Genomic DNA, 1,015 nt, shown 5'->3' on the forward strand with positions numbered 1-1,015 from the left:
AGTACGAAAACTTTTGTGAGTTAAGATCGATGAGCAAGTAATGGAACGCTCACGTCGAAAGGAGATTAAGCGTCACCTGACTGAGGAAGAAATCGATGAATTGCTGCGTGAGGCCGAAGACGATCATCACCTCCGTCGGCTTGGGTTTTTGAAAAATCTCTACCAGGGCGACTCAATTCCGGAGGCCGCCGACCGAGAAGGTCGGTCGGCTACCACCGGTGGTCGTTGGGCGGATGCCTGGAACGAGGACGGATTAGAAGGGCTGATGCCGAGTTTCGGAGGCGGCCGGCCTCCGAAACTCGACGAGGATGAACAAGAGAAACTGATCGAGATGCTTCGAGACGGTCAACCGTGGAAATCGCAGGAGATTCAGCATCTTCTCCAGGAAGAATTCGGTGTTTCTTACAGTCCAAATTATCTCGGTACCTTCCTTCGGGAGCTTGGTCTTTCGTACGCGAAACCACGGCCAAAGCGTCCACACCGGCCAGAGAATTCTGATGAAATCCTCGAAGAGCGCGTCGACGACGCGCTCGACGAGGATGATCAGCCACACAACAAACGTGAGCAAGAAGACGAAGAAGGGTGGATGGTTGACGACGATATCTGCACTGATGGCGGTACTGTCCTCGGGTTTTTTGATGCGTCGAAGCCACAGCCGTACGATAATTCGCGGCGTGTCTGGTATGTAGACGATCCACACATTGAACGGGAGTTAGTCAAGACATACGATTCTGCAGTTGGATTCTACGCTCTCAACGGGGAGAGTTTGGTGACATTCACCGAAGACGAGAAAAAAGAGCGGATTTGTGGCGTCCTAGAACAGGTACGCGAGCAGAATCCCGGCAAGCGGATTCTGCTCGTCTTGGACAAGCACGGAGCACATAGGTGTAAGTACACGCGTAAGCGCGCGCATCAACTTGGGATCGACCTGATTTTCATTCCATCAGGTTCACCGCACCTGAATCCAATCGAACAAGTCTGGGATTATCTCAAATGGACGATGGCGCCGATCGTC

1 protein-coding gene is annotated in these 1,015 nt (G+C 52.5%); it reads left to right on the forward strand.

The features are described 5' to 3' along the window. Window positions 1-40: 40 nt before the first annotated feature. On the forward strand, window positions 41-1,015 hold a 975-nt coding region (locus tag GRS80_RS08395; RefSeq protein WP_160047157.1), incomplete at its 3' end, for an IS630 family transposase.

It is taken from the genome of Natrialba sp. INN-245 (assembly GCF_009807105.1).
Classification (GTDB): Archaea; Halobacteriota; Halobacteria; order Halobacteriales; family Natrialbaceae; genus Natrarchaeobius; species Natrarchaeobius swarupiae.